The sequence below is a fragment of the Leuconostoc kimchii IMSNU 11154 genome (genome assembly GCF_000092505.1).
GTDB classification, from domain to species: Bacteria; Bacillota; Bacilli; order Lactobacillales; family Lactobacillaceae; genus Leuconostoc; species Leuconostoc kimchii.
On sequence record NC_014136.1, the window covers coordinates 1,485,833 to 1,512,821 of the forward strand.

The 26,989-nt window shown below is 38.2% G+C and carries 28 protein-coding genes, 1 pseudogene and 1 other annotated feature; of the genes and pseudogenes, 21 read left to right on the top strand and 8 right to left on the bottom strand.

What is annotated here, in order from left to right; translation table 11 throughout:
- Positions 1-33: 33 nt before the first annotated feature.
- Both LKI_RS08085 and LKI_RS08090 read right to left on the bottom strand, forming a co-directional pair.
- Complete coding sequence (locus tag LKI_RS08085) at positions 34-885, bottom strand: MetQ/NlpA family ABC transporter substrate-binding protein (RefSeq protein WP_013103651.1); 852 nt, start codon at positions 883-885, stop codon at positions 34-36.
- Positions 886-1,001: 116 nt separating this feature from the next.
- Positions 1,002-1,269, bottom strand: a binding site (T-box leader).
- Between the two features lie 45 nt (positions 1,270-1,314).
- Entirely contained in the window at positions 1,315-1,989 is a 675-nt protein-coding gene (locus tag LKI_RS08090) for a YoaK family protein (protein WP_041762781.1), read from the bottom strand.
- Between the two features lie 184 nt (positions 1,990-2,173).
- Here LKI_RS08090 and LKI_RS08095 point away from each other — a divergent pair, with 184 nt between their 5' ends.
- The 3 genes from LKI_RS08095 to LKI_RS08105 all read left to right on the top strand — a co-directional run bounded on the left by LKI_RS08095 (position 2,174) and on the right by LKI_RS08105 (position 7,422).
- On the top strand, positions 2,174-4,018 hold the full coding sequence (locus LKI_RS08095) for a DUF2207 domain-containing protein (RefSeq protein WP_013103653.1): 1,845 nt from the start codon (positions 2,174-2,176) through the stop codon (positions 4,016-4,018).
- 289 nt (positions 4,019-4,307) lie between these two features.
- On the top strand, positions 4,308-6,971 hold the full coding sequence (locus tag LKI_RS08100; protein WP_013103654.1) for a cation-translocating P-type ATPase: 2,664 nt from the start codon (positions 4,308-4,310) through the stop codon (positions 6,969-6,971).
- 7 nt (positions 6,972-6,978) lie between these two features.
- Entirely contained in the window at positions 6,979-7,422 is a 444-nt protein-coding gene (locus LKI_RS08105) for a hypothetical protein (RefSeq protein WP_013103655.1), read from the top strand.
- Between the two features lie 75 nt (positions 7,423-7,497).
- Here LKI_RS08105 and LKI_RS08110 read toward each other — a convergent pair whose 3' ends face one another.
- The gene (locus LKI_RS08110; RefSeq protein WP_013103656.1) at positions 7,498-7,905 is read right to left on the bottom strand and encodes a Fur family transcriptional regulator; all 408 of its coding nucleotides are present in this window, start codon (positions 7,903-7,905) and stop codon (positions 7,498-7,500) included.
- A gap of 120 nt (positions 7,906-8,025) precedes the next feature.
- Between LKI_RS08110 and LKI_RS08115 the strand changes: the two genes are divergently transcribed.
- The 4 genes and pseudogenes from LKI_RS08115 to LKI_RS08130 all read left to right on the top strand — a co-directional run bounded on the left by LKI_RS08115 (position 8,026) and on the right by LKI_RS08130 (position 10,974).
- A complete protein-coding gene (locus tag LKI_RS08115; RefSeq protein WP_013103657.1) occupies positions 8,026-8,700 on the top strand; it encodes a VIT1/CCC1 transporter family protein in 675 nt (224 codons plus the stop codon).
- Positions 8,701-8,746: 46 nt separating this feature from the next.
- On the top strand, positions 8,747-9,451 hold the full coding sequence (locus LKI_RS08120; protein ID WP_013103658.1) for a VIT1/CCC1 transporter family protein: 705 nt from the start codon (positions 8,747-8,749) through the stop codon (positions 9,449-9,451).
- A gap of 46 nt (positions 9,452-9,497) precedes the next feature.
- Positions 9,498-10,346 carry a YihY/virulence factor BrkB family protein gene (locus tag LKI_RS08125; RefSeq protein WP_013103659.1) on the top strand — a complete coding sequence of 283 codons (849 nt, stop codon included), beginning with the start codon at positions 9,498-9,500 and terminating at the stop codon, positions 10,344-10,346.
- Between the two features lie 27 nt (positions 10,347-10,373).
- Positions 10,374-10,974 (top strand): annotated as a pseudogene (locus LKI_RS08130) (DUF1054 family protein).
- A gap of 32 nt (positions 10,975-11,006) precedes the next feature.
- Here the strand turns inward: LKI_RS08130 and LKI_RS08135 are convergent.
- The gene (locus tag LKI_RS08135; RefSeq protein WP_013103661.1) at positions 11,007-11,828 is read right to left on the bottom strand and encodes a hypothetical protein; all 822 of its coding nucleotides are present in this window, start codon (positions 11,826-11,828) and stop codon (positions 11,007-11,009) included.
- Between the two features lie 332 nt (positions 11,829-12,160).
- Here LKI_RS08135 and metK point away from each other — a divergent pair, with 332 nt between their 5' ends.
- Positions 12,161-13,318, top strand: coding sequence for a methionine adenosyltransferase (gene metK / locus LKI_RS08140; protein ID WP_013103662.1), 1,158 nt, complete (start codon positions 12,161-12,163; stop codon positions 13,316-13,318).
- A gap of 32 nt (positions 13,319-13,350) precedes the next feature.
- Positions 13,351-14,289 carry an ADP-ribosylglycohydrolase family protein gene (locus LKI_RS08145; protein WP_013103663.1) on the top strand — a complete coding sequence of 313 codons (939 nt, stop codon included), beginning with the start codon at positions 13,351-13,353 and terminating at the stop codon, positions 14,287-14,289.
- A 69-nt stretch (positions 14,290-14,358) separates the two neighbouring features.
- Here the strand turns inward: LKI_RS08145 and LKI_RS08150 are convergent, their stop codons facing one another.
- The 4 genes from LKI_RS08150 to LKI_RS08165 all read right to left on the bottom strand — a co-directional run bounded on the left by LKI_RS08150 (position 14,359) and on the right by LKI_RS08165 (position 18,952).
- Positions 14,359-15,270 (bottom strand): diacylglycerol/lipid kinase family protein, encoded by a 912-nt coding sequence (locus LKI_RS08150; protein WP_013103664.1) that lies wholly within the window; start codon positions 15,268-15,270, stop codon positions 14,359-14,361.
- Positions 15,271-15,347: 77 nt separating this feature from the next.
- Positions 15,348-16,865 carry a phosphoenolpyruvate carboxylase gene (gene ppcA / locus LKI_RS08155; RefSeq protein ID WP_013103665.1) on the bottom strand — a complete coding sequence of 506 codons (1,518 nt, stop codon included), beginning with the start codon at positions 16,863-16,865 and terminating at the stop codon, positions 15,348-15,350.
- 189 nt (positions 16,866-17,054) lie between these two features.
- Complete coding sequence (gene rnjA, locus LKI_RS08160; protein ID WP_013103666.1) at positions 17,055-18,737, bottom strand: ribonuclease J1; 1,683 nt, start codon at positions 18,735-18,737, stop codon at positions 17,055-17,057.
- A gap of 2 nt (positions 18,738-18,739) precedes the next feature.
- On the bottom strand, positions 18,740-18,952 hold the full coding sequence (locus tag LKI_RS08165) for a DNA-dependent RNA polymerase subunit epsilon (RefSeq protein WP_013103667.1): 213 nt from the start codon (positions 18,950-18,952) through the stop codon (positions 18,740-18,742).
- Positions 18,953-19,105: 153 nt separating this feature from the next.
- Here LKI_RS08165 and LKI_RS08170 point away from each other — a divergent pair, with 153 nt between their 5' ends.
- From LKI_RS08170 to LKI_RS08225, 12 genes are all read left to right on the top strand, one after another.
- On the top strand, positions 19,106-19,669 hold the full coding sequence (locus LKI_RS08170; RefSeq protein ID WP_013103668.1) for an LOG family protein: 564 nt from the start codon (positions 19,106-19,108) through the stop codon (positions 19,667-19,669).
- 13 nt (positions 19,670-19,682) lie between these two features.
- On the top strand, positions 19,683-20,147 hold the full coding sequence (locus LKI_RS08175) for a MarR family winged helix-turn-helix transcriptional regulator (protein ID WP_013103669.1): 465 nt from the start codon (positions 19,683-19,685) through the stop codon (positions 20,145-20,147).
- A gap of 104 nt (positions 20,148-20,251) precedes the next feature.
- Positions 20,252-20,812 (top strand): elongation factor P, encoded by a 561-nt coding sequence (gene efp, locus LKI_RS08180; protein ID WP_013103670.1) that lies wholly within the window; start codon positions 20,252-20,254, stop codon positions 20,810-20,812.
- 162 nt (positions 20,813-20,974) lie between these two features.
- Positions 20,975-21,433: an Asp23/Gls24 family envelope stress response protein gene (locus LKI_RS08185; RefSeq protein WP_013103671.1), complete on the top strand. Its 459-nt coding sequence runs from the start codon at positions 20,975-20,977 to the stop codon at positions 21,431-21,433.
- Positions 21,433-21,849, top strand: a complete 417-nt coding sequence (nusB, locus tag LKI_RS08190; RefSeq protein WP_013103672.1) for a transcription antitermination factor NusB — start codon at positions 21,433-21,435, stop codon at positions 21,847-21,849. The genes LKI_RS08185 and nusB overlap by 1 nt, the downstream gene beginning before the upstream one ends.
- A gap of 146 nt (positions 21,850-21,995) precedes the next feature.
- A complete protein-coding gene (locus LKI_RS08195; RefSeq protein ID WP_013103673.1) occupies positions 21,996-22,793 on the top strand; it encodes a TatD family hydrolase in 798 nt (265 codons plus the stop codon).
- Positions 22,786-23,346 (top strand): ribonuclease M5, encoded by a 561-nt coding sequence (gene rnmV / locus LKI_RS08200; protein WP_013103674.1) that lies wholly within the window; start codon positions 22,786-22,788, stop codon positions 23,344-23,346. The genes LKI_RS08195 and rnmV overlap by 8 nt, the downstream gene beginning before the upstream one ends.
- 4 nt (positions 23,347-23,350) lie before the next feature.
- Positions 23,351-24,238, top strand: a complete 888-nt coding sequence (gene rsmA / locus LKI_RS08205) for a 16S rRNA (adenine(1518)-N(6)/adenine(1519)-N(6))-dimethyltransferase RsmA (RefSeq protein WP_013103675.1) — start codon at positions 23,351-23,353, stop codon at positions 24,236-24,238.
- Between the two features lie 102 nt (positions 24,239-24,340).
- Entirely contained in the window at positions 24,341-24,574 is a 234-nt protein-coding gene (locus tag LKI_RS08210; protein ID WP_013103676.1) for a Veg family protein, read from the top strand.
- Between the two features lie 49 nt (positions 24,575-24,623).
- A complete protein-coding gene (locus LKI_RS08215) occupies positions 24,624-25,478 on the top strand; it encodes a metal ABC transporter solute-binding protein, Zn/Mn family (protein WP_013103677.1) in 855 nt (284 codons plus the stop codon).
- Complete coding sequence (locus LKI_RS08220; RefSeq protein ID WP_013103678.1) at positions 25,478-26,179, top strand: metal ABC transporter ATP-binding protein; 702 nt, start codon at positions 25,478-25,480, stop codon at positions 26,177-26,179. The genes LKI_RS08215 and LKI_RS08220 overlap by 1 nt, the downstream gene beginning before the upstream one ends.
- Positions 26,172-26,963 carry a metal ABC transporter permease gene (locus LKI_RS08225; protein ID WP_013103679.1) on the top strand — a complete coding sequence of 264 codons (792 nt, stop codon included), beginning with the start codon at positions 26,172-26,174 and terminating at the stop codon, positions 26,961-26,963. Before LKI_RS08220 ends, LKI_RS08225 begins: the two co-directional genes overlap by 8 nt.
- The last annotated feature ends 26 nt before the right edge of the window (positions 26,964-26,989 follow it).

The window sequence follows — 26,989 nt, forward strand, 5'->3', positions numbered from 1 at the left end:
CCTTTCAAATTAACAAGATGATTTATATTGTGATTACTTACTAAAATCTTTACCCCAAGCAGCTAACTCAACACCATCATAAGCCTTGTTGATCGCATCCTTTGTGGTTTGTGTTTGATACGCTTTGACAACATTTTTTAAGACAGTTTTGTCTTTGTCTTTTTTGTTGGCAGCAATAATGTTGACCCATTGATGTGAATCCTTGTTAATTGGTTCAACAAAGATAGCTTTTTTATAGTCTAAGCCAGCAGTATCGGCATAGGTGCCGTTAACTACTGCACCCTGTACATCACTTAATGAACGTGCTGTCTGATCGGCAGCTAATTCTTTAATTTTTAGATTTTTAGGGTTCTTAGTAATATCTTTAACAGTTGCTGTTGTCAAACCAGGCTTAAGATCAATTAAACCGGCTGCTTTCAAAACGTAAAGTGAACGACTCTCGTTTGACGTATCGTTTGGCACAGAGATTGTATCACCAGATTTGTATTCTGATACTTTTTTATAAGTGTTTGAATATAATCGAATTGGTGAAATGACTGTATCGCCAATGGCAACAATTTTATCACCTGTAGATTTGTTAGATGCATCAAGGAAAGCATAATGCTGGAAGGCATTAATATCAATATCCCCAGCAGCCAAGGCTTTGTTGGGTTGGTTATAGTCTGAGAACTGCTTGAACTTCAAAGTAATACCATACTTGTCTTTAGCCGTTTTGGCAACACTATCCCAAATGGCTGTGTCTTGCTTGGAACCAGACATGATACCAACCTTAACGACTTTACTATCCGATTTTGATTCTGACTTGTGTCCAAAGCTGGCATAGCCAATACCACCAATGACAACGACAGCAGCGCCGCCAATAAGCCATCCTGTTAATTTACTCATGATTTTTTCTCCCAAATTTTTCTATTAATTGTCAATGATTTTAGAAAAAACGTGTGAACAGAGGCACATGACCAGTATATTATTTGGCCAAAAAAAGCCGCTACTGTACACTTAAATACAGAAGCGGCTATAAAAGCGCGTTACCATTCTGAGTTGTAAGTTATCATTACCAATAACTTGCTCACTAACCATCAGATATCGGGAAATGACCCTAGTCGAATGGTGTGCCCAGTAACGAGGGCCAAACCGTTGTTAACTAAATGGTAAACCAATTCGTTAACACCAATCACAGGTCATTTTCACAATCTCACGCATGCTAATTTTCATCAACCATTAGCTTTCTGGGTTTTGCTTAATTGCTACTTTTCTGTTCAACTTGTTTAATTCTAAAATCGTTAACCTTTATAATACCTACAAGCTGAAGATTTGTCAACTATTTTCTTTTGAATGATCAAAAAGTAGAAAAAATATGCTAAGTAAAATGATAACTGATCCAATTAATGTTTTTTGTCCAAGGTAACTTGCTAAAAATGCCGAAAGAAAGGCACCAATCAGAAACGCTAAAATGATGCTTGAAAATAACCTCACGTTTTTTAATGCAGTGGGATTTTTGGTGTAATAATATTGCATTAAATTGGCGCCGACGTTTCGTAGATTACCTGTTGACATGACACTTGTAAAGGGTAAACCACGTACTCTAGGAAAGGCATCTAATTGAATGGCTAAGAAAAATGAAATCAAAGTAATGAAAACAGTACTTGATATATGAGCGTTAATGGCGATAATGATACTAATACCAATAATTTCAACTAACAAACTGTGCTGCTTACTAGTTAATTTTTTTGCTGTCATCCGATGTCGAATCATGCCATTAAAGGCAGCACCTAATAGGAAAAATAAAATAGGCATAAAAAAGCTTAAAGAACCGTTGAAATCTTTTCTAGCGAGTGCAATACCTGCTTGAATGATGTTGCCTGTTTGTAAACTGGCAAATCGTTCAGCGTGATAATGAAATGTATATGCGTCAACAAATCCAGAATTAGTTGCTAGCAGCAAAGCAATCTTAAGTCGTTCGTCGGTTGGGTGTTTAGTATGTTCAGGCATAATCAGTATGTTAACAAGCGTGTGATCAATTGTGATAACATCTTGCTGTTCCTTCCAAATGAAATGAGTTTCTAGCATGTACGACGTTGGCGCTGTCAAAGGCTAAAGTTGGTCCTTGTTATTATTGGTTTTACGACACAATTTTGTTATACTTTTGTATAACATGGGCAATGAGAGGGGAAAAATGAAAATCATAGCAAAATTGACGATGACTGTCATATTTAGCTTGTTAGTCGGCGTAAAAGTTGTACAAGCAGACTATCATATTACCAATTATCAACAACAAGTGCAAATTGGTCAAGACGGTACAGCTCAAATTGATAAGACGGTGACATATCATTTTGATGATGATATGAATGGTGTTTATCTCAAAGAAAAACTGATGCGTTCCAGTAGTGGCGGGCAACCATATCAGTGGGGTGGCATGCAATCAGTGGCTATTTCAAAAAATGGGAATCAGTTTCAATCAATACCTGTACGTAAGAGTGGGTCAGACATTGGATATGTTGAATCAAAGACGGCAGCTCGTGTACAAGAAAAAGTCTATTATCCCATTAAGGCAAATGACAAAATCATTGTTAAATATAATTACCAGTTGAAAAATACTGTCATTAATTGGGATGATGTTGCCGAGATGAACTGGCTTATCATTGATGACTGGGATCGGCCGCTTAAACATGTTAAAATTCGTGTCGCGTTGCCACAAAAACCAGCTACAACATTTAAGGGTTGGGTTCATAGTGATACGAAAGGTCAGATTGCTGTTGATAAGAAAAACGCTCGTCTTGTGATTACTGCACCTGAAGTGAAGACACATCAAAAACTAGAATTACGGACATATTTTGATAAAGCACAAACACCTGAGAACACGAATACACAGCCAGGTCAACGGGCTAAAGTAATTTCTCAAACTGAAGCTCAAAAAACGATTAAACATAATCAAAAACTGCATTTCATGGCTATTTTTGGATTTCTTATCATACCAATTATTGTTTTAGTAATGATCGTGTTGACACTATGGTATGTGTTTTATATGAAAACAAAATTACGTCGAGCAAAACGACGGAGTGGTGTTGATCGAGCAGCTGTGCATATTTATGATTTACCAAATGATCTTGGTCCGGCGGTTATTAATGATAGAATTCAACAACAAGCAGAAGTACCACAAATCATTGTGGCGACTTTAATGGACTTAATTGCGCGTCGAAAAATTACAATAACTTATCAAGATGTACGCGATGTTAGTCAGGCACTGTATCAAGTTAACAATGAAGATGACTTGGCTGATTTTGAAATAAGTTTTATGACGATGATTTTTGGTAAAAAACGGGAACCAGTACAGCAAGATGATTTTCAAAAACCAGAATCACGTGTTTCAAGACGCATTCGCCAAAAGTTAGGGCAATTCCAGCATGATGTAGCTGTTCAGTCAGCCAAAAAAGCGATTATTGATGCACAGATTACGCGGAAAATGACGCATGACAAAATTGCGATTTTGAGCGTGTTGTCATTTATTAGTATTAGTGCAATTGTGGCTTTGATTGTGATGGCAAATTACAGTGATATTTGGCAATTATGGCTTGTAGCCGGTGCTGTACTTGTTTTGAGTGGCGCAAGCCTGGTGATGTTAAGTATTCAAGCCACGACATTTTTTACTGAGCCTGATGGTTTTGTAGAAAAATGGCAATGGGATGGCTTTGCATCAATGCTACATGATATTGCAAAACTAGATGATAAAACGGTATTAGATGTACAATTGTGGGATAAATTATTAGCTTATGCTGTGATTTTTGGTGAAGCTAAGACTGTCGCCAAAACACTTAATGTTTGGGCAAACGACATGAATATCTCACCATCATATTTACCCGTCTATATGATGTATAGTAGTTTTGGCATGAACTGGTCTTCTAATCTGACGCATCATATTCAAACAGATGTCGGTTTTGACAGTAATGTTTCAGGCTCGGGTGGTAGTTTTTCAGGTGGTTATTCCGGTGGCGGCGGTGGCGGTGGCGGTGGTGCTTTTTAAGACTACTGACATGATCATTTATTTTCTGCAAAACCTTGCACCGAAACAACCGCTTTGGTACAATTGACTTATGATAATTCCTGAGGGAGTAACTGGCGGATTTTCCGCGATAATACCGTCAAAGCGAGCAAATCAATTTTGCTTATATCGAACGAAACTAGTTCCGGTACTATCTTAAATGGTGAGACTCATGTAAATGGCTAGCGTGAATTCGTTAAGTTTATTTGCATGAGTTTTTTTGTTTGAAGTGAACCCTGAGGTATAAACGCTTTAGCGTAGGAGGAAAAATATGGCAGAACAGCCATTGTATAATCAAGATGCCACACAGGTACTATCTCAATTGCGAACTAACGGGCAAACTGGACTCACACAGTCAGAGGCAGCCAAACGTTTAAATGATGACGGTCCTAACCAGTTGAAAGAAGCAGCATCAACCACGCTTTTTCAAAAATTTATCAATCAATTTAAAGATTTTATGATTGCTATTTTGTTGGTAGCTGCCGTTGTAGCGGCTTTTACTGGTGAACTGGTTGATGCCATCTTCATCTTAGCTATTGTGATCATTAATGCCGTATTTGGTGTTTTTCAGGAAGCAAAAGCAGAAGATGCCATTAATGCTTTGAAGGAAATGTCAACGCCAAATGCCAACGTCATACGTGATGGTAAAGAAATGTCTGTTAAATCAACAGAGTTAGTTGTCGGAGACCTTGTACGTTTAGAAGCTGGCGATATTGTGCCCGCCGATTTACGTTTTATTGAGTCTGCCTCTTTGCAAATAGAAGAAGCATCATTGACTGGCGAATCGGTGCCAGTTGACAAGGTAGCGACGACATTGACTGATGCTGATTTGCCATTAGGTGATCGTAAAAACCTTGGATTTATGAATACCAATGTGACTTATGGTCGTGGTATAGGTATTGTGACAAGCACTGGTATGGCTACTGAAATTGGACATATTGCTGGCATGCTTGAGTCTGCAGATGAAACTAAAACACCCCTCCAAGAAAACTTGATTAGATTAGGACGTGTCTTAACATATCTTATTTTGATCATTGCTGCCATAACATTCGTCGTTGGTTTAGTGCGTGGCAAAGAAACAATTATCGATATGCTTCTGACATCAATTTCACTGGCTGTTGCAGCTATTCCAGAAGGATTACCAGCCATTGTTACGATTACCTTGGCATTGGGTACAACCCGGATGGCAGCTCGCAATGCTTTGATTCGTAAATTGCCGGCTGTAGAGACGTTGGGATCAACAGATATTATTGGTTCTGATAAAACTGGTACATTAACACAAAACAAAATGACAGTTGAAAAAGTTGTTGTCAACGCTGAAATCGTTGACGCACCAGCTGTTGAGGATTTTTCAGGGACCTATGGTCGTTTAGCAGATATTTTAGCGTTAAACAATGATACCAAACGTACAGAGAACGGTTATGTTGGTGATCCAACTGAAACAGCCTTAATCGCTTTTAATGAAAGTCATCATCGTAATATTGATCAGTTATTCCAGGAAATGCCACGCTTGGCTGAAATACCATTTGATTCTGAACGGAAATTAATGTCAACGGTTCATCCAGCACCCAATAGCTATATCGTCACTGTTAAAGGTGCTCCGGACGAACTACTTAAGCGTGCGACAAAAATTGAAATGGCTGGTGAAGTTGTTGAATTGTCCGATGATATACGTGCTAAGCTTTTGGCAATCAATTCAGAATTGGCCACTCAAGCTTTACGTGTCCTCGGTTTTGCTTACAAAACGTTAGATGCAGTACCAGAGGAGATGACCTCTGAAGTCGTAGAAAGTAATCTTGTGTTTACAGGATTTGTGGGTCTGATCGATCCAGAACGACCAGAGGTTGCACGTGCCGTTTCTGAAGCTAAAACTGCAGGTATCCGTTCGATGATGATCACAGGAGACCATCGTGATACGGCAGCAGCCATTGCAATTCGTTTGGGTATATTAGATGAAAAAGACAAAGATACAGCTGTGATTTCAGGATCTGATTTGGATGCAATGACTGAAGAAGCCTTTGCTGAAAATGTTGATAAGTACAGTGTTTATGCGCGTGTTGCACCAGAGCATAAAGTTAAAATTGTCCGTGCATGGCAAAAAAAAGGTAAAGTCGTTGCGATGACTGGGGATGGTGTTAATGATGCGCCAGCCTTAAAGACTGCTGATATTGGTATTGCCATGGGTATTACAGGGACAGAGGTTTCAAAGGGCGCATCAGACATGGTGTTAGCAGATGATAATTTCGCAACAATTGTTCATGCTGTTGAGGAAGGCCGTAAGGTCTTTGCTAATATTCAAAAAGCGTTACAATACCTATTAGCTTCTAACTTGGCTGAGGTGATTTCTATCTTTGTTATGACATTATTGGGTTGGAATATTTTAGCGCCAATCATGATTTTATGGATTAACCTAGTGACTGACACATTACCAGCCATTGCTTTAGGTGTTGAACCAGCCCAAAAAGACGTGATGACTCAGCGTCCTAGAGGACGAGGCGCAAGCTTCTTGTCTGGTGGCGTTGGCGCGGCAATTATTTGGCAAGGTATTTTACAAGCAGTTATTGTCTTATCTGTTTATGGATTTGCTTTGGCATACCCTGTACACGCTGCGGAATTTGAAGCACATCGTGATGCATTAACCATGTCATTTATGACACTTGGCTTGATGCAAATGTTTAATGCAATTAACGTGAAGTCCGTTTACGGGTCAATGTTTGGACCACAAGCTTTTCAAAATAAACTATTTAATTGGGCACTATTAGGATCATTAGTCGTTATGGCAGCAGTGGTTGTTATTCCTGCGCTAAATCCCATATTCCATGTTTCTCACTTGGATGGTTATCAGTGGGCAATTGTATTATGCGCAGGTATTAGTATCATTGTGATTGTAGAAATCGTGAAGTTGATACAACGTAAAATTTTTAATAAAGGATAATAGAACATTGGCAAAATTTAATCCAAAACAAGCACAAATATATATTCAAACCCTACAAAATGTTTTAACAAATACAGAAGAAACAGCAGAACGGGTGACACCTTTTTTCACGAAACTTGATGATGCCAAGCAGGCAGACAAAGTTTCAGAAATTCCGACTGCGGAATTTGCTGAAATTAAAGCAGAATTTGAAGACACAGTGGCAAGTTATAAGCAGAATGCTGACCAACTAAACGCTGCGTCAGCACCTATTCGTTTACTGGGAATTCATAAGTCACTGACTTCAGCCTATCAAAAATATGCTGAAGCAACAGCCTTGATGGCTGATGCCGTTGTTGTTACAAGTCACACGATCGATAATGATAAGTATGAAAAATCAGAGAGCGACCAAGCAATTTATCTTGAAAAGATTCACGCTGCCGTTTCAAAGATTATGACTACTAGCATGTAATTGTATCTGGAATTTAAAAAACCAAAAACCGATTAATTGTCGGTTTTTGGTTTTTTTGTATCATGATAAGTTAAGCTATTTTGCTTCATCAGGGTCAACACCATAAATTTCAATATGAAATCCGGTAATATTGAGGCCACTTGCTTGACGGGCAGCCTCAAATAAAGGTGCAACATCAAAATTATCTGCATCAATAATTTCATTCGTATGATTGTTAATAATATGATAATGTGGTTCGCCGTAATAATCGTAATGACGTTTATCATCTTTTTGTGTGTCAATGACAATAACAAGCCCCACATCAACCAATTTTTCTAAAGTATTATAAATAGTAGCTAAGCTGATTTCTTTTAAATCCATATGAATCATATCAGCCGTTGGATGTGTTTCGTGTGTCATTAGATAATCTAAAATGGTAATACGCTGGAATGTTGCTTTTAAACCGTGGGTTTGTAACATATCACGTAAGTCTGGATTTGTCATTTTATTACCTCATATTCTATAAATATTATAGCACGTAAAATAGAATGTTTCTAATTATCTTGATTTTTAAGCAAATATTTGGTATAACTAAATTAGAATAATTCTAAAAGAGGGATTGAAATGGACAAGCAAAGTTTAATGCAACGTAACAACTTAATTCGAGCTGGTGTTATGGGTGCAAACGATGGGATTTTATCAGTATCCGGTATTGTTTTAGGTGTGGCTGGGGCTACAAGTAATACAGGTACAATTTTACTGGCAGGTTTTGCCGGTATGTTGGCGGGAACTGTATCTATGGCTATGGGAGAATATGTTTCTGTTAGTTCGCAGCATGATGCGCAGGAGAAAGTACGACGCATTCAAACAGACGCATTAGCAACAAATTATGATGGTGAGTTTGCGTACATACAAAATAAATATACATCTGATGGTATTTCACCCAAATTAGCACGCCAAGCAACAGAAGAAATGATGAGTAAGGACGCGTTAACGACGACCGTACGGGAACGTTATGGGTTCACATTAGATCATGAACTTAGCGCAGGTGGTGCAGCGATGGCATCATTAATCAGTTTTCCAATTGGATCTATTCTACCGATGTTAGCCATTTCTACGACACCGAAAGATATGCGAGAAATTGCAACCTTTATCGCCGTTATTATTGCGTTGACGTTGACAGGTTATTCAGCAGCCGTATTAAATGGTGCGAATAAAAAACGTGCTGCACTCAGAAATGTTATTGCTGGTGTCTTCACGATGGTTGTTACGTACATCATTGGATCGCTATTTAGATGAAAGGAGCGTTGCTATATTGCGTAAACAATATAACAATCATTGACAGATGGATATTAAAATTAAAAAAGAACATGTTGTAAAAGAACAAGCGACGATGGATGAACGTCTGAATGCTATCCGAGCAGGTGTATTAGGATCGAATGATGGTATTTTAACAGTTGTTGGTGTGCTTTTTTCTGTTGCAGCAGCAACGACAGATAATTTTGCTATTTTCATAGCTGGGTTAGCCGATTTAATGGCTTGTGCGCTATCGATGGCTTCAGGTGAATATTCATCTGTTAGCTCTCAATCTGACAGTGAAAAAGTAGTTGTCGCACAGGAACAAGCATTATTAGAAACAGATTTTCCGGGTCAACATTTATCAGTTGAAAATTTTTATGTTGATCGTGGTGTAACGAGGTCAACGGCTAAGGCGATTGCTGACGAATTAATGAGTAAAAAGCCGCTTGAAACCATGTTGAGTACAAAATATGATATCACTTTGGGACACTATATGAATCCTTGGTCAGCTGCCTGGGCTTCATTGTTTTGCGCCGCTATTGGTGGCGTATTCCCATTAGCAGCATTGATTTTATCGCCCGTACGCTATCAATTTATCGCTACAATTTTGGCAACGGTTGTTGCTGTTGCACTGACTGGTTTACTGAGTGCGAAAATGTCAAACGGTTTGGTTAAACGCGCTGTTGTGCGCAATATAGTGATTGGCTTACTAACGATTGCCATTCACTATGGTATTGGTATGTTATTTTAACTAAAATTTTAATACATGATAACTAAATGTTTGGCATAATAGAAGTATGATAAAACAAGCTAAACAATATTGGCAAGTGCTCGATAAGCGATTCAAACTCTCGACCCTAGGTGATTTATTAACACGCGCCCAAATTAATTATGTCGGACCTACGTTTGCTTACTATGTTTTGTTAACAGTCTTTCCGATGTTGATTTCGGTGGCTATTATTATTTCTATTACAAATGTTAGCCAGACAGATCTAATGACGGCCATACAAAGTGTATTGCCGAGTAATATTGAACAAATTGTGACACCTATTTTGCGGTCAGTTCTGTCATCTAAGAGTACGTCGTGGTTGTCATTTTCGATACTCTTAACGTTGTGGACTGTATCACGTGTTATTGCTGTTTTCAGATTATCTTTCAATCGCATTGCAGGTGTAGAAGAACGTATTAGTAACTTATTAACACGTGTATGGTCGTTTATTTGGTTATTAATTATTATTGCTGTATTTGGTGTGCTAATGGTAGGCAGTAATATTCTAACGATTGTGATCCAACAATTACCTGATAATCACTGGACTTTTTTCTTAACACATCAGTCACACTGGTTAATTTGGTTAGGTATGTGGCTGGCATTGACATTAATGAATTACTTATTACCGACCAAAGAAGGACGTGCACCTTTTAGATTTGTGGCTATTGGTAGCTTAATTGAGGTTGGCATGCTGAATTTGTTAAATGTTGGTTTTACTTGGTATACCAAATTTGGTTTGAAACAATATGATTTTTATCAGTCTATGAGTTCAATTATTGTTGTATTAATCTGGTTAAATCTTATTGCTACTGTTCTGGTCATAGGATATGTGTTAATTCAGTGGATGACGATTCTAAAAAATGAATGGCATCAATAATGTATGCCTTTTGGAGGAATGTTAGATATGTTTCAGGATGATGATTTTAATATATTTTCTGTTGAGACGCTAGACGAGCGTATGCAGTTGATTAGGGAAAAAATAGGACCAAAATTTGAGCAAAGTGCAGCGGCCATATTACCAGTTTTAAATGAAAGTGGTCAACAATGGTATGCGCATATTGCAAAACATTTACGGCGAACAACGAATGCGCCTGATAATACTTGGGTGGCTTTTGCGCCAAACAAACGTGGTTATAAAATGATGCCACACTTTGAGTTAGGTATTTGGGCAGATCGTATTTATTTTTACCTTGCCGTCGAAGAAAATATGAAACCAAATGATACGCAAAGCATTGTGACAAAAATGAATGCCGCCCGTGATTTGATTCGGTCGCTGCCTAGTGATTTTGTATTGAGTGCGGATCATATGATTAACATGTCACAATCGTCTAACATACAGGCATATGATGACATGGTCACACGTTACCATCAAGTTAAGCATAGTGAAGTGCTCATTGGGGATTAATATACTGCGTGGCGATCAAAGCTTTGTCCAAGATACAGATTTATCGCAAATAATCACTGCGCTAAAATTATTGTTACCCATTTACGATGTCTTAAAATAAAAATGTCGCCCCGTAAGTTGGGGCGACATTTTTTAATGGTATATTAATAGCATCGATAGCGCTAGCATGAGCACATAGCCCATATGTTGCCAGTTACCAATTTTTGCCTTTACAAATTGCAAGATAAAAGCTAATAAACTAAAAATAATAATAAAGACAGTACTGATTGCCATTTCATGACTAAAGACAGTAGCCAAAAACAATCCTAGCGTCAAAATACTTAATTTACGACCTTCAGGATTTGGCATAAAGATTGGGGTGAAATAAAAGCCAAAACCAAATAGCATAGGTAATAATTGCCAGATGAAGCGCTGTGTCACGAAATTATTGGTGACATAAAAAATACTAATAGGTATGGTATAGGTTGCTAAAACACTGAATAAAACCAAACCAAGCCAGTTTTGTAAACCAAGCCAATTTTGTTGAACAGCTGCGCAGAATCCTGTTAATAATAAGAGTAAGATAAATATCTCGTGGCGTGTTTGGATGAGTGAACTAAAGGTAAATAGCATACTCAATATTAAAAATAAATAACTTAGAATACTACGAAAGTTTTGTGTCATCATCAATGTCATGCCGATTGCAATGGTTAACGTGTAACCAAACAAAGGCACAATTTGCCACGTCATCGCTGCGCCAGCCAATGCCTTTGTGTGAAGTAATGGTTGACGCCACCAGACAATGTTTAAGCTGATAGCGATGACGGCTAAAGGTGCCCAACGACGCCAATCAAAAAAACCAGCTGGTGTAAAATTTTCATAGCTGCGACGTTCTTGTGGATTAGTGCTCATACGATTTGGCATACGACGACCATCTGGTAATTGTTTAGATTGTTCTTGATAATTGAGATCCATAATTAATATTGTACCCTAATTTAATAGGAATGCGTATGGTTTTGTGAAATATCTCAAGGCACAACACAGATATGATTTTAAATCATATTTGCATTTTTGTGAAAGCTCTGCTATTCTAAAGATACAATTTAAATCAGCTATCAAGAGTAGGCGAGTGATACAGCACATTGACCCTACACCAACCGGTGGTATATGACAACATATATCAGCACGGTGGTCCATCTGTACAGATAGTCGTCACGTTAGCGCGTACCGACTAATCGTTGGTGTGCGCTTTTAATTTGCGACCAGTAGCTTTTTATTTTGAATATTTTTAGGAGGTCATGTTTAACATGGCAAAGTATTTCACATCAGAATCAGTTTCCGCAGGACATCCAGACAAAATAGCCGATCAAATTGCTGATGCTATTTTGGATGCAGTACTCGAACAAGATCCATATGCACGCTCAGCTGTTGAAGTCACAACATCAACAGGTGACGTTTCTATTTTTGGAGAATTATCAACGTCAGCCTATGTTAATGTACGACAAATTGCTACGGATACCATTCGTGAAATTGGTTATAATAAGGCAGATCTTGGGTTCACGGCTGATTCTGTCAACGTATCAAATCGCATAGTTGAACAGTCAGGGGATATTTCTCAGGCAGTCGATAATGCTGATGATGATCCTGAGCAATTAGGTGCTGGCGATCAAGGTATGGTTTTTGGTTATGCTACAAATGAAACTGATAGTTATTTACCCTTGACACTTGCTTTATCACATCGTTTGATGCGTAAAATTCGTGATGTTCGCGAAAGCGGTGTCGTTTCTTATTTGCGACCAGATGCTAAAGCTGAAGTGAGTGTTGAATTAGATGATAATGATCAAGTGACACGAATTGCAGCAGTCGTTTTGTCAACGCAACACGATGAAGATGTGACACTAGAGCAATTGCGTGATGACGTCCGTCGATTTGTTATCGATGCAGTATTGCCACAAAACTTAGTAGACGATGATACGATTTACTATATTAATCCTTCAGGTCGTTTTGTTTTAGGCGGACCACAAGCAGATTCAGGACTAACGGGTCGTAAAATTATTGTTGATACCTATGGTGGCGCAGCCCATCATGGGGGTGGTGCATTCTCAGGTAAGGATGCGACAAAAGTTGATCGATCAGCAGCTTACTTTGCACGTTATGTTGCTAAAAACTTAGTAGCAGCAGGCGTGGCTGATAAGCTTGAACTTCAAGTCGCTTACGCTATTGGTGTTGCACAACCTGTATCTTTGAACATTGATACATTTGGTACTGCAAAAATTGATGAAGACAAAATTCGCCATATTACATCACAATTATTTGATTTCCGACCATTAGCGATCATTAATCATTTGAATCTACGTCGTCCAATTTATAAGCAAACAGCAGCTTTTGGGCACTTTGGTCGCACAGATATTGACTTACCTTGGGAAGAATTAAATAAGGTAGCTGAAATTAAGTCATTGTTGTAATATTTAAATTGTTGTATATGTTAAAATAAGGTATGGCAAAAAAGCAATCAACAATACAGAGTTTAATGTTTGGCATGGCCATTGGTGAAAGTATGATCCAATTGACAACCAGTCAACAATATAAGCTATTAAAAACACCGAATCAATTCAACGGTCTACTAAGTTGGGGGTCACAGACAAGTTTGGCTTTAACAACAATTGCAAGTTTATCCCGTGGATATCAACTATCAGATGTGATGAATCACTTTCAAAATTGGTATAAAAAACGACAATTTGCCCCAGAACAGACATTACAACAGGTAGATGATGTCACTAAACAAGCGTTGGAAAATTATAATAAGAATAGAGATACGTTAGCATCAGGAATATTGGAAGATACAGCAGATAGTGAAGATATTCTTGTGAGAATGTTACCAGTTGCATTGTACTTGCATCATGAATATGGTGTTTCTTTTATTAATGATGAAGTGGCAATGTTGACATTACATCGCATAGCAGGATTAACACATAATGACGAAGGTGCTTTGGTCAGTGTTGGCATGTTAAGTCTGATTGTTAGTCAATTATTAGATGGTCAAGTTATTCGGGATGCAGTTGAAAATGGATTGGCCTTTGGATTTGAATATTACTCACGGCATAAAGTATTTGAAGCAGAATTAACGGCTTTTGAGGAACTGAATTTACCAGATTTTGCTAATATTCCGGTCAATCATATTGAGTTGAACGGTCGTAGTGCGAATACATTAGAGGCAATTATTTGGTCATTACTGAATAGTAGTAATTATACTCAAGCTATCGAAAATGCATTTTTGCATGGGCACGCTAATCACATTGTACCAACTGTGGTGAGTGCTATTGCTGCAGTGGCTTATCATGAAGATTTAATTTTACAGGCCAGTCAGCATTTAGTTGCACGTAAATTGATTGTAGGTGTGACAAACCAAGCTGAGAGGTTAGGTCGGTTTAATTAAGTTAAAAAGTACGTAAAACATTTAAAAACAGGTCTGAGTCTACTTAATTTAGTAGATTCAGACCTGTTTTTATAACCAAAAAGGATATGTTTCGTGATGGACAGTGAAAGCAAACGTACCATTTCCTAATGATTTACCGTCCATGTAGCCTGTTTGAATATCAGGTATATGGATATTCGCGTTGTCAGCTAGTGCAATATGGTGAATAGGATTGAGCTGATATTTTTTGTTACTTAACTTGAAAGGGGAGAGTATTGTTAAAAGCCTGATAGCTGACATTTTTTCAGAAATGATCAAATTAAGTGGTGTTTTATGGCAGTCGACTTGTGTTAAGTTGTGATCAAAGCAAGGGTTGTTTTGAATAGTCATTAGAGCAGTATTGGCTATTTGATGATAATGTTTACCATTCAAAATTGTCATGTGAAATGGTTGTTTCGTAATGGGTACGGCTTGTTTAGATAATAAAGGTGTAACCATTTTAAAAAGGGTATGTGGCAACGAGGTGCGTGGTGTTTCTTTTTCGGCATTGGCGACTGCATAACCAATATCGATGCGATTAACAAAATATTGTGTTGTTTGATGTGGTGCATCACCACAAATTTTACCAACATTGAGTAGTTGTGATTCATTAGTTTTTTGTAATCGTAAAATGGCTTCAGAAACATGATTAACATGAATAGTTCTTAAAAAAGTATGATCTAACCCTGTTGGTATGTAAGTAAGTGGCAATTTAATATCACGTTTGACTGATAATAGACCGTTTAATACGTCATTTAAAGTACAACTATCGCCGACAGCTAGAATAACGGCTGTGGGATCAGTAGTCTTTCTGGCTATCATTTTAGCTAAGTAAGTTGCATGGCCAGTATATTCAGTGTCGTGCCACGCGACAATATTTGGTATTGCTTTGAGTGCTTGTATGGTGTTTAAATCATTTTCAGTACTAATATGTGGATTATTAATAACATAAAATTTAGGCATGAGTGACAATTTCTTTCGATAAAAATTAGTTCCATTGTAACAAAAAAAGCCCCAAAGGGCTATGGCACGAATGAATATTAACCTAAGAAGTGGCGGAGTTGCGCCATACGGTTGATGAGTGCTGTCGTAGCGATTGGTGCGCCTTCCTTAATTTGTACGACCTGTAGAGCAATTGCAGCGTGCTGTTGTTGCTCACGTGTTTTAGGACCAATTTCAAGGTCAAAGATATTTTTCAAAGTCATAATATCTTCTTCAACATCTGCCCAAGCAGGACTTTGAGTTTTCAAAATTTGTAAAGCATCTAAATTAACATAGGCTGCAAGTTCACGAAAATCTTGTTTCATACTAGGATAGTTACGAACAAAGACAGATAGATGATCTGCGTTCAAATGAGCTAAAGCACGACCAAACCCAATAAATTCTGGTGGGACACCGATGGAATAGAATGATCCTGTAAAATTAATTGCTCGTGGTAATTCAATACCGTCAACGGAACGTGAATAACCGAGTACACCAACGTGTTGACGACGATCACGACGCTTTGGGAAAGCTTTGAAAATAGGTTGCATGTCAGGGACAAGTTGATCAAGTGTATGCGCATAAAATTCAGCGGACTCTTCGGCAACTTCGGCAAGAATTTTTTGATCATCACGTGAAATTTTTAGTGGTGTTGCCACAGGGAGCTTTTCTTTTAGTTCAGCAATAGCTTGTTGAACTTCTTCCAAGGGGAAGTCATACCGAAAAGCCGATTGTACAGTAGCCGTGCGTACACCAGGAAATTCTGTTAAATAGCGATCAATACGACGTGGTGATAAGCCACCACGGAAGATAGCAGAGCCCGTACCTGAAATGGGATAAATATCAATATTTTCTTCTTGTGCAAATTCGTGTAGTCTTGCTATGGCAAGTTTATTACCTGTAATTGAACTCATGAAGCCAGCTGTTAATGCGGAGTCTGATCCAGCCAAGAACACACGAAGGTATTTTGGACGGAAACCAAAATGTTCTTCATGTAACTTTAAATATTCTTTCAAAATTTCCGGTGCATGTAATTGTGTATTAAAGTCCTCAAATAGAGGAATCATTTCAATATAAGGTGTATTGCGATCATTCTTTGTAAATTCGACTGATTTAAAATTAGCCAACTTCTCAAAGAGCACTTGCATTTCAATGAGTTGATCCGCACGTTGTGCCATGGGGAGTATCGTTTCAAATAAAGGTCGTTGGTCAAATCCTAAATCATGTGCAAAGTCTTCAGAACTTAAAATGGCCGTCATGGCCTGCATCAAGTTGTAGCCCTTTTCTTCCCATATATTTGGAAAACGAAAAGTCAAAAACTTATCACGACCAATTTGGTCTTTTTTAAAATAATCATATTCTGTGCTAAATAGGCGATCAATAACAGCGGCATCGGCATGTTTACCTTCCCAGTCCCACATGTATTCATCGACGTTTAATTCGCTGAAATTTTCAAATGCTTCGTTCATTTCACGATAAGCACTAATGAATGGTTGTTGTGAGGCATCCCAAAATGGTGCGTTGGCGTTGTCGGGGTGTTGTGTACCCATAATAGTAGGGATTTTTCGTTGTGTCATGATGGCTCCTTCATCTTATACTTATACCATTCTAGCATATAGATAGCTAATTAAAAATAAGTTCGTCAGCTTTTTTTATGATAAAAGGAGGAAAGGTAGATTAATTGTTCGGAAAATGATAGTTTGGTTTGATCGAATATTATGACATACTAATGATTAAAACAAAAAAACGCCGTCAGGCGTTTTTTGTTAAATCATAATCAACATTGGCAAAACCATTGGTTTGCGCGCAGTCTCTTTATATAAGAATCTGGAAAGATCATCAATAACAGCTTGTCGTATATCTGCTTCACTAACATTAGCATTATTCATCACACGACGCATCGTGCCAAATATAATACGGCGACCTTCATTAATTAAGTCACCAGATTCACGCATATATACAAAACCGCGTGATAGAATATCTGGTCCAGATAGGATTTCTTTTTTCTTTAAATCAATTGTTGCTGTGACAACGACTAAGCCATCTTGTGATAACTTTTGTCGATCGTGTAGTACGACAGAACCAATGTCTCCAATTCCAGAACCGTCAATGTAAGTGTCTTCACCAGGGAAGTGACCAGCAACACGTGCACTTTCACCGTCTAATGCCAAAACATCGCCATTTTCTAGAATGAATGTATGGTCTTTTGGAATTTCTAACTCATGTGCCAAGGAAGCATGGACTTTTAACATGCGATACTCACCATGGACAGGCATGAAGTATTTTGGCTTCATTAAAGCAATCATGAGCTTTTCTTCTTCTTGTCCACCATGACCAGAAGTATGGATGTTATTCACTTTACCGTAAATAACATTAGCACCACCTTCTTCAAGTTTATTAATCACTTGATTGACCGAAGCTGTGTTACCCGGAATTGGTGAAGAAGAGAAAATAACATTATCCTTAGGCTTCAAGCGAATTTGCTTATGTGTACCTTCAGCAATACGTGCTAAGGCAGCCATTGGTTCGCCCTGAGAACCAGTTGATAAAATTAAGAGTTCATCGTCTGGAATATGTTTAATTTCAGATTGTTCTACGAGCATGTTGTCCGGAATGTTTAAGTAGCCTAGAGCACGCCCATTGGTTACAGCTGATTCCATTGAACGACCAAATACAGCGATTTTCCGTCCATGGGCTATAGCAGCATCGGTCGCCATGCGCACACGGTTCATATTAGATGCGAATGTCGCAAAAATGATACGTCCGTGTTCGATTTTATCAAAAATACGATTAACAGACTTAGCAACCCAAGCTTCTGATTTGGTCCATTCTGGACGCTCAGCATTAGTTGAATCACTCATCATGAGTAAGACACCATTTTCACCAATACGAGCCATAGACCAAAGGTTTGGTGGCTGCTTTGTTGTTGGTGTCAGGTCAAACTTAAAGTCACCAGTTTCAACAATTGTACCAACTGGTGTATGAACAGCAACGCCGAATACATCAGGAATTGAATGTGTTGTTCGGAAAAATTCAACACTTAATTGGTCGAATTCTAATATTGAACCATCTGTAATTTCATGGAGTTCAACACGATTAAGCATTTGCTTTTCTTCAAGTTTGTTCTTGATTAAAGCCATAGCTAATGGGCCAGCATAGACCGGCACATTAACAGATTGTAAAAAGTAGGAAATAGCACCGATATGGTCTTCGTGTCCGTGGGTAATAACCAGTGCTTTAACGCGATCGATGTTGTCAACTAAGTAAGTATAGTCGGGAATCACATAATCAATACCAAGTAAGTCGTCTTCTGGGAACTTAATACCCGCGTCGACCACAATAATTTCGTTTTGATATTCGATACCATATGTATTCTTACCGATCTCGCCTAATCCACCTAGCGCGTATACCGCGACTTCATTAGGTTTGATATCTACAGAATATGCCATAGCTAGAATGTCGTGATTTCGAAGGCAGGGTTGGCTTTTTCATAAGTTAGCGCCTTGTCTGATAATTCTTCGATAGCTTCCACATTGTAAGTTGTGTTCTCTTCAATAATTTCCCGTGCTTGTGGCAAGCTGTCTGCCGTCAAATAAAGTGAAACTGTCGTCTCACGTTTGGGGTTGCGTTCCGGATGTTCTTGATAATAAACTTTGTAAATCATAAATGCCTCCAATAATAGTAGTTAATTTTAATTTGTCACGAACGAAAACCTATATAATAGTGTACCACATAGCGCATACAAACGGGGAATTTGTCTAACTATTGCTTGATTATTGTGCGCAATATTGTTAAATTTATAGAAAGGAATAAATTTATGACAGTTCAATCAATTGCAGTGTTCATGGGAGCACAATTTGGAAATGATCCAAAATATACTGAAATTGCGAAACAGCTTGGTCAAACGATCGCGCAGCGGAAACTCACTCTGGTTTATGGTGGTGGTAGAGACGGGCTAATGGGGGCTACAGCATTAAGTGTTATGGCTAATGGGGGAGAAGTTTTGGGCATTACGCCTGATAATCTTGCTGAGGATGCTATTTCGCCAGATCAGGTCACCAAGCTAATTGAAGTTGAAAATATGTCGGAACGTAAAGATTTGATGATGTTTTATGCGGATGCTTTTATTGTATTACCAGGCGGTTTTGGCACTTTAGAAGAGTTAGCACAGGTTTTGAGTTGGGCAAAGATTGGTCTACACGACAAACCGCTAACTTTGTTAAATGTTAATGGTTTTTATGATAATTTATGGGTGTGGTTAAAAGAAATGGAAACGAGTGGTTTTGTTGGCTCACATGACTTAGAACACGTACAATTGTTTAATGATATTACTGATACTTTGGACTATCTTGACAATTTTAACACCTCATCAGCAAAGTAGCATGGGAGGCTAAATGGCACACGATGATTTGCTAACAGAATTTATTGATATATATATGTCATCGCTTAAAAACTTAGAAAAGCTTATTTCACAGCCGACCAGTGAATTTGGCATATCTTTTGAACAATGGCTCATTATGTCTGCTGTTGCAAAAAATACAAGCGAGAAACCGTTAACCATGACAGAAATTGCAGCGACACGTGGGGTTACAAAAGGCGCCGTTGCCCGTCAGCTTAAACCATTATTTGAACGTGAATACTTACAGCAAATACATGATACCGCTGATCGACGCCGTGTTTTATTAGTATTGACTCAGACAGGGCAGGAGGTTGAATCAATGATTACATTGCGAGTCAATCAGCGTTTTAATGGTTGGCTTGAGATTTACGGTCACGACGAAGGGCTAGACTTATTGAATACTTTTCAGCGCTTAGATGATTTAATTGTAAAGCCTGAATTAAAAAAGAAAAAGCATTGAAAGATTAACATATTTGTGGTAAAATTTTAATTTGTTTGAATACTGCAATATAAGCAGTTTTCTGGTATAATAAACTATATTATTAATAAAAGAGGGTATTTATCATGGCTATTGGCATGAATGATTTAAAAAATGGATTGACAATTGAGTACTCAAACTCAATTTGGCGTGTTTTGGACTTCCAACATGTTAAGCCTGGAAAAGGTGGTGCCTTTGTCCGATCAAAGTTGAAGAACTTGCGCACAGGAGCTGTTAACGAAGTAACATTCCGACCTGGTGATAAGTTTGAACAAGCTGATATTACAACACGTCCTATGTCTTATCTATTTGCTGAAAATGATGGCCGTGTATTTATGGATGTTGAGTCATATGAGCAAATTAACTTGCCTGATGATAAGATTGAAAATGCCTTGAAGTTTTTGCTTGAAGGCATGGAAGTTAAAATCACAATGTATGGTAATGAAATTTTAGGTGCTGAATTACCATCAACAGTCTCTCTAAAGGTGACAGAAACTCAACCTGGTATTAAAGGTGCCACAGCTACTGGTTCAGGTAAACCAGCAACTGTTGAAACAGGGGCCACAATTACTGTACCAGACTTCATTAATGAAGGTGAAACGATCATTGTGAACACAGAAGACGGTTCATATAAGGGCCGTGCTTAATTACTAAGTGTAAACCAATACAAACTGAACACGCTGGTAGGATAACTTAAGTCAATCGTTTTGATGTCGTAAGAAGTACACGTGCTTAGATCGTAGGGAACACACGTCAAAAAGTTCCCTAGTGGGACTTTTTATTTTAAAAATTATTTCAAGGATAGAATAATGGCCAGAGAAATTAAGCGTAGCAAACAAACAACAAAAAATATTATTTTGGCAACTGACAGTTCAGCTGTTGGCACAACACAAGTAACGCCAGAAGTTATCGAAGTGATTGCACAGATTGCAACACAAGAGGTACATGGGGTCTACTCGATGCGTGGCAAGTTATCAGATCGCTTCACCGATGCTTTTGGTTCCAATGCACGTGGAAAAGGTGTTGAACTAACACAAACCGAAGATGGGTTGGTTATTGAAGCATACGTCTTTTTGCAATATGGTGTCACTGTGCCGCGAGTTGCGCTTGAGATTCAAAAAGCCATCCAGTCACAAATTGCATCTATGACGGATCTACATGTTTCACAAGTTAACGTACACATTAGTGGGATTGTACCAGAAAAAGTGGCAAACAAAATTGATCCTGATAATTTGTTTGGTGAAGATGCAACAGAGGTGGCCAATTAATGGCGAATTTAACACGACATGAGTCGCGCCAAGCAGCCTTTCAAGTGCTGTTTGCATTAGAGAAAGATCCACAAAGTAATAATATTGATAAGTTATATGATATCGTTTTAGCAGGTAAAGATTATGACGATTATTTGCCGAGGCTTGTTAATGGTATCCTAGGAACTAAAACTGAATTGGATGAGCAAATTGCGGCTCATTTAGCAGATGGCTGGGCCATTAATCGTCTCAATAAGGCTGACCTAATCATTTTACGTTTAGCAGTCTATGAACTATTAAATAATTTGGTGCCTTATAAAGTAGCCATTGATGAAGCGCTGATTTTAACCAAAACATTTTCGGATGAAGACAGTCGTAAGTTTGTCAACGGTGTATTGAAAAACTTTGCACCATCAGTTGTACCAAAAGCCGAGTAAGCATTGAAAAATAGCTTGTCGGTTTTTTTTCTTCATTGGCAATGCAATGGTTAATAGCATTTTGAAACTCAGAATAAAGGAGAAGTGTGAGTTTGGTCTTACGTGAAGCATATGATACGTATCCTTACTCGCCGAATTGATTAGTTATGGCAATTTATGATTTAACAAAGACACCAGCAGATAGTTATGATACACATACGCATCTCAATGATGATAAATTATTTCACGATGTTCCTGCATATATTGGTCGGGCAAATGAATTTCGTGTGATGGAAATGAATATTGTTGGTTATGATGCCATAGGGAACCAACGTGCCTTAGAAATTGCTCAAGCACATGATAATATTTATGCAGTGCTTGGTTTTCAGCCGGAAGACACAGGTAGTTTTGATGCCTCAGCTGCAGGACAACTTGAAGCGCAGATACAACAAGATAAAGTTGTTGGTGTTGGTGAAACTGGTTTGGATTACTACTGGGAAACAACGGCACATGATGTACAAAAAAAGGCGTTTAAAGCACACCTAGCATTGGCAAAAAAATACCAATTACCAGTGATTATTCATAATCGTGATGCATTTGAAGATGTTTATACAATGTTGAAAGAAAGCGGTGTCACCAAGGGTGTCATGCACAGCTTTTCAGGTACACCAGAACAAGCATTAGCATTTGTTGATTTGGGAATGCATATTTCATTTAGTGGTGTTGTGACTTTTAAAAAAGCAGAAAATGTTCGTGAAGCGGCAAAAGTAGTGCCATTAGATCGCATACTTGTTGAGACGGATGCGCCTTATTTAGCACCAACGCCTTTTAGAGGTAAAGACAACGAACCAGCTTTTGTGAAGTATGTGATTGATTCGTTAGCAGAAACACTTGATTTGACGGCAAAAGAGCTTGCAGATATCACGCGCAAGAATGCACATCAGCTTTTTTTAAACTATGATTAAACGATTATATATTAATGAAATGATTGTTGTTGAAGGACGGTCTGATACACAAAATTTAATGCGAGCTGTTGTTGCGGATACGATTGAAACAGGCGGTAGTGCGGTTAACACAGATGCTATTGTACGTGCCAAACAGGCAGCAGAGACACGTGGCATTATTATATTAACTGACCCGGATTTCAACGGACAACGTATTAGACAAATAATGACTGATGCAGTGCCAACAGCAAAGCAAGCATATATTACACAAGATGAAGCGCGTGCAGCCAAAGATACGTCGCATAAATCATTGGGTGTTGAACATGCAACACCAGAAGCCTTGCAACTTGCTCTATCCCATGTGATGACGCCAAAGGTTGACATGATAACAGATGTTGATCAACAATTTTTGATGGCAAATGGCTTGTTGCGTGGTGAAAATGCACGTAAACATCGTGAAATAGTCGGTGAAGAGCTACATATTGGCTATAGTAACGGGAAACAATTGCTCAAGCGTGTCCAACAGTTTGGTATCACTCAGGCACAAATTTTGGCAGTATTGAAAGGTAAATGATTGAATGGCAGAAATAATTGATATTGCAGATCCGATGCGCACCCAAGCAATTTTGAATACATATGGTTTACATGCTAAGAAGAAATTCGGACAAAATTTTTTAACGGACTTGACTGTTTTACACGGTATTGTTGATATAGCTGGTATAACAGATCAAGATTATGTGATTGAAATCGGCCCTGGTATTGGCGCGTTGACTGAACAATTAGCTCGTGCGGCCAAAAAGGTTGTGGCTTTTGAAATTGACACACAAATGGTTGATGTTCTTAGTGAAACACTGCAGCCGTATGATAATGTTAAAGTGATTAACGGCGACATATTAGATATTAACCTACCTGAGGTGATTCGTGCTGAATTTGGTGAAGAAGCACATGTTAAGGTGGTTGCTAATCTACCTTACTACATTACAACGCCAATTTTAATGCAACTTTTACGTACGAATATCGCATGGGACAATATCGTGGTAATGATGCAACGGGAGGTAGCAGAACGTTTGAACGCCGAAGTAGGGACTAAAGCTTATGGCGTGCTAACTTTAATTATTCAATATTTTGCTCAGGCAGAGTTGGCCATAGAAGTTTCTGCTGCATCATTTAATCCTGCACCCAATGTTGATTCAGCGGTGGTTAAGTTAACCCCACTGTCACCAGAACTCGTGGTGGCGCAACCTGAGCGTTTATTTGGTGTTATTAAAGGCAGTTTTTCACATCGACGTAAAAGTTTATGGAATAATATGTTACAAACTTATGGTAAAGAGGCAGTGACTAAAGAGAAAATAACCAAGGCCTTGGACCAAGCCAATATTGCACCATCGATACGTGCGGAACGTTTAGATTTAAAACAATTAACTGCTCTTTACTTGGCTTTAAAATCTCAAGGTTTAACGCAATAACCGTATATTTTATCATGATTCCGTCAGAATATACACCTTAATTTGTGATTAATGCTTATTTATGTTATAATTAAATGAGTTTTTCACGAAAGGTGGTATAAAATGCCAAGTAGTTTACAAGACATCAAGTTTAAGCTCGACGCCCATGTGGGTGAAGCAGTCACTGTGGTAGCACAAGCTGGCCGCAAAAAAATCACTGAGCGCACAGGCGTTCTGCGTTCTACTTTCCCCTCGTTATTCATTGTAGATTTGAATGAAGAGGCTAACTTTGAACGTGCATCGTACAGTTATACCGACATTTTAACAAACAATATTGATATTACTTTTGCTGATTAAATTAATTGCCCTTGTTGGGCTTTTTTTGTAGTTATGAGATAATTGAGTGATGAATAAACAAAACATATACGCAATTTTAACAATTTTACTTATTCCAGTGGGGTTATTTTTAATCTCTATAAAAATGACAGTTGAAACCAAACAGCCACAGCATACACCAGTTCAAATTGTTACGGATAATGTGGCCTATCAACAAATCGCTCAAGCCGTATCAGACAAAAGCAGTCATGTATCACTTTTGTCTGGTAAGTTAACATCTGAACGGGAAAAGACGCTTTTTAAGCATGCAGAAGTAGTAATTGTTGATGATCATCAAAATCAGTTATTAACACAACGGCGTAATCTAAAATTAAATTCTAAAGTACTAGTAGCCAGTGATGTTGTGAAGGATCAAAGTCAGAGTAATTATTGGCTTAGTCCGGAAATTACTTTGAAAACAATTTCGCGACTCTCTGACCTGTTAAGCGATTTTGACCCGCGTAATCGTGATATGTATATTAAAAATAGTCAAAAATTAGCAGCTGAAACACAGGAGTTGACCCAGGGGATTAGTGATTTAAAAGCTCAAAAAAATGTTCGGTATGTTGCGACTAATAATGCGCAACAAGTTTTTATGGATCAATTGAACTATACGACAGCAGTCACAAATCTTGAGTCTAGTTCAGATGATAAATTCAAAAAAACAATATCAGAAATTCAAAATAAACAAGTGAGATTTGTATTGACAGCTAGTCAGGATCAATCAACAAGAGATCAGTACTTGGTAAAACAAGCAAAAGACGCTAAAATACCGGTGATTACAGTTAATCAGGTCTTGCCGTCTGATCAAAAAATATGGCATTGGCAATTAGTGCTTGTTAGACAACTTCAAGCTGTTTTTAAATCAGAAGAAAGCGGTAAATAATGGGAATCATCCAAACACAAGATTTTGGTATTCGATATGGTGAAAAAGTGATATTGGCACACGCTAACATTGATGTGCCAGAGGGACGCTTTTTTGCTGTACTAGGTGAAAATGGCGCAGGCAAAACAAGTTTTATCAAAGCGCTTATTGGTCAAAATCAACAAATCAACGGACAGATACAGTTGAATACAACAAAAGTAGGTTTTGTGCCACAATTTCGCGATATTACACGTGATTATCCGCTAAGTATTGCTGAATTTGTAGGTTTAAATTATAATCAAGGTTGGCGATTATGGTTAAACAAGCAAGAACGTGCAGCCGTTTTTGCTGCATTGAAGCGACTGGATTTGTCTGACATGGCTGATAAGCGGTTGGGATTAGCCTCGGGTGGTCAAAAACAACGTGCATTTGTTGCCCAGGCACTTGTACAACAACCTGACTTGTTGATACTAGATGAGTCAACGGCAAGCTTAGATCATGAACATAAGGTTGCATTATTGCAAACAATCAAACAATTACAACGAGAAACACAATTAACGGTGCTATTTATTACACATGAATTAAAGTTAGTGTCACAGTTTGCGGATGGCTATTTATTTTTTGAAAACGGTCATGTGAGTCAAGGTGAGGCATCTGAGTTGCAATCACTGACAACACAAATAACAAATATTCATGAAGAAGATGAGGTACGGCATGTTTAGTTATGACTTTATGCAAAATGCTTTTATGGCTGGGACGGTTGTGAGCATTGTTGCAGGTATTGTTGGGACATTTGTTGTTGCACGAAATTATGCTTTTTTGACACATAGTTTAAGCGAGATTGGATTTGCTGGTGCAGCCTTTGGTTTGTTTGCTGGATGGCCTGCGTTGCTTGGTATGATGCTAGCTACCAGTGGGGCATCTTTGGCAATTGGAGCGCTTGAATCAAGTTACACAAAACGAGACAATGTCACAAGCGCCATTTCAGCATTGGCTATAGGATTAGGCATTTTATTTTTAGCTTTGGGGCATACTAGCACAACAGCGGCGACGGGTATTTTATTTGGTTCAGTTTTAGGTATTAGCCGCCATGACTTGTGGTTGTTGTTAGGATTGGCTGTGTTTGTTATCGTTGTTTTGCTGATTAACTATCGTGCGCTCAAGCAGTTAGCATTTGATGAAGCTGGTATATTTTTGCAAAGTCGTGCTCAAAAGTCAGTACGCTATATTTTTTTGGTGATGATTGCCCTGTCTGTTAGTATCTCAGCGCAGCTGGTTGGGTCGTTGTTAATTTTTGTTTTAGTGACATTACCTGCTGCCAGTGCAAAGTATTATGTGACGTCAACGTTGAAACTCATGGCATTGGCTATAATATTTGCACTTTTTGGCACATGGATTGGTTTAACTTTAGCTTATTTGACCAATTTGCCAACAAGCTTTTTTATTGCCATGCTTGAAGTTTTGATCTATCTAATTTCAGTTTGGCAATTTCAAAAAAATGCTTAAATACCGAACGTTGCTATTTTAAAAGT

What these genes read in the sequence shown, in the direction of transcription:
- LKI_RS08175 (WP_013103669.1), top strand. Translation starts at nt 19,683, where the DNA reads ATGGCACACGATGATTTGCTAACAGAATTTATTGATATATATATGTCA.
- rsmA (WP_013103675.1), top strand. Translation starts at nt 23,351, where the DNA reads ATGGCAGAAATAATTGATATTGCAGATCCGATGCGCACCCAAGCAATT.
- LKI_RS08085 (WP_013103651.1), bottom strand. Translation starts at nt 885, where the DNA reads ATGAGTAAATTAACAGGATGGCTTATTGGCGGCGCTGCTGTCGTTGTC.
- LKI_RS08150 (WP_013103664.1), bottom strand. Translation starts at nt 15,270, where the DNA reads ATGCCTAAATTTTATGTTATTAATAATCCACATATTAGTACTGAAAAT.
- LKI_RS08110 (WP_013103656.1), bottom strand. Translation starts at nt 7,905, where the DNA reads ATGACAAATCCAGACTTACGTGATATGTTACAAACCCACGGTTTAAAA.
- ppcA (WP_013103665.1), bottom strand. Translation starts at nt 16,865, where the DNA reads ATGACACAACGAAAAATCCCTACTATTATGGGTACACAACACCCCGAC.
- LKI_RS08125 (WP_013103659.1), top strand. Translation starts at nt 9,498, where the DNA reads ATGATAAAACAAGCTAAACAATATTGGCAAGTGCTCGATAAGCGATTC.
- rnmV (WP_013103674.1), top strand. Translation starts at nt 22,786, where the DNA reads ATGATTAAACGATTATATATTAATGAAATGATTGTTGTTGAAGGACGG.
- metK (WP_013103662.1), top strand. Translation starts at nt 12,161, where the DNA reads ATGGCAAAGTATTTCACATCAGAATCAGTTTCCGCAGGACATCCAGAC.
- LKI_RS08115 (WP_013103657.1), top strand. Translation starts at nt 8,026, where the DNA reads ATGGACAAGCAAAGTTTAATGCAACGTAACAACTTAATTCGAGCTGGT.
- LKI_RS08170 (WP_013103668.1), top strand. Translation starts at nt 19,106, where the DNA reads ATGACAGTTCAATCAATTGCAGTGTTCATGGGAGCACAATTTGGAAAT.
- LKI_RS08120 (WP_013103658.1), top strand. Translation starts at nt 8,747, where the DNA reads ATGGATATTAAAATTAAAAAAGAACATGTTGTAAAAGAACAAGCGACG.
- LKI_RS08100 (WP_013103654.1), top strand. Translation starts at nt 4,308, where the DNA reads ATGGCAGAACAGCCATTGTATAATCAAGATGCCACACAGGTACTATCT.
- LKI_RS08135 (WP_013103661.1), bottom strand. Translation starts at nt 11,828, where the DNA reads ATGGATCTCAATTATCAAGAACAATCTAAACAATTACCAGATGGTCGT.
- LKI_RS08090 (WP_041762781.1), bottom strand. Translation starts at nt 1,989, where the DNA reads ATGCCTGAACATACTAAACACCCAACCGACGAACGACTTAAGATTGCT.
- LKI_RS08145 (WP_013103663.1), top strand. Translation starts at nt 13,351, where the DNA reads ATGGCAAAAAAGCAATCAACAATACAGAGTTTAATGTTTGGCATGGCC.
- rnjA (WP_013103666.1), bottom strand. Translation starts at nt 18,737, where the DNA reads ATGGCATATTCTGTAGATATCAAACCTAATGAAGTCGCGGTATACGCG.
- efp (WP_013103670.1), top strand. Translation starts at nt 20,252, where the DNA reads ATGGCTATTGGCATGAATGATTTAAAAAATGGATTGACAATTGAGTAC.
- LKI_RS08095 (WP_013103653.1), top strand. Translation starts at nt 2,174, where the DNA reads ATGAAAATCATAGCAAAATTGACGATGACTGTCATATTTAGCTTGTTA.
- LKI_RS08185 (WP_013103671.1), top strand. Translation starts at nt 20,975, where the DNA reads ATGGCCAGAGAAATTAAGCGTAGCAAACAAACAACAAAAAATATTATT.
- LKI_RS08225 (WP_013103679.1), top strand. Translation starts at nt 26,172, where the DNA reads ATGTTTAGTTATGACTTTATGCAAAATGCTTTTATGGCTGGGACGGTT.
- LKI_RS08195 (WP_013103673.1), top strand. Translation starts at nt 21,996, where the DNA reads ATGGCAATTTATGATTTAACAAAGACACCAGCAGATAGTTATGATACA.
- LKI_RS08210 (WP_013103676.1), top strand. Translation starts at nt 24,341, where the DNA reads ATGCCAAGTAGTTTACAAGACATCAAGTTTAAGCTCGACGCCCATGTG.
- LKI_RS08220 (WP_013103678.1), top strand. Translation starts at nt 25,478, where the DNA reads ATGGGAATCATCCAAACACAAGATTTTGGTATTCGATATGGTGAAAAA.
- LKI_RS08165 (WP_013103667.1), bottom strand. Translation starts at nt 18,952, where the DNA reads ATGATTTACAAAGTTTATTATCAAGAACATCCGGAACGCAACCCCAAA.
- LKI_RS08215 (WP_013103677.1), top strand. Translation starts at nt 24,624, where the DNA reads ATGAATAAACAAAACATATACGCAATTTTAACAATTTTACTTATTCCA.
- nusB (WP_013103672.1), top strand. Translation starts at nt 21,433, where the DNA reads ATGGCGAATTTAACACGACATGAGTCGCGCCAAGCAGCCTTTCAAGTG.